The organism is Arthrobacter sp. B0490, from assembly GCF_002929355.1.
GTDB lineage: Bacteria > Actinomycetota > Actinomycetes > Actinomycetales > Micrococcaceae > Arthrobacter_D.
Map to the genome: position 1 here is coordinate 1 of NZ_PJIR01000174.1, position 522 is coordinate 522.

At 58.2% G+C, this 522-nt stretch carries 2 protein-coding genes; one reads left to right on the top strand and one right to left on the bottom strand.

The genetic code is table 11. From position 1 onward, the window contains the following. Positions 1–106: DUF2288 family protein (locus tag CXQ97_RS21305; protein WP_146069767.1), on the top strand; the 106-nt coding region annotated here is incomplete at its 5' end. A gap of 59 nt (positions 107–165) precedes the next feature. On the opposite strand, the gene CXQ97_RS21310 is transcribed toward CXQ97_RS21305, so the two are convergent. Then, positions 166–522 (bottom strand): hypothetical protein (locus CXQ97_RS21310; protein WP_219815502.1); only part of this gene is annotated, 357 nt, incomplete at its 5' end.

Here is a 522-nt window from a genome sequence, read left to right on the forward strand (position 1 = left end):
CGAGCAGGCGCAGGACTGGCTGGAGCGTGACCCCGACCTCTGGGCCGTCGTGGTCGCCCCCTGGGTGCTGGTGCAGGAGCGCGTCGGCAAACCTGCATTGCACTGAAATGGGGCGAGGCGCGCAGCCGGGTAATCGACTGCGCAACCAGCGTCGCCCTCTCAAGGTCAGCCGATCTTCTTGCAGACATCCTTTCGATTTGGCATCTGCTTGCATTTTTCGCCGAGCATGCGCAGTTCGCTCTCATCTTTCTTGAGCTTATGAGCGAGCATCTTTTCGACAATGAACTGTTCCTGTGAACCCAGGTGGCGTTCAGCCCGTTCAATGGTCGCAAGGGCCGCAACTGCATCGCCATTGTTCAGATGATAGTGAACGAGTTGTTCGTAGACTTCCGGTCCCGCTAGCGACCAGTCCTTGATTGCGTTGAGCTGCGCCAGTGCACGACGTTTGTCACCAGTTGCCATGTGGACGTTGAAGAGGCTACGACGAATGCCTGGCTGGTTAGCCACCGGAGACTTCAGAGC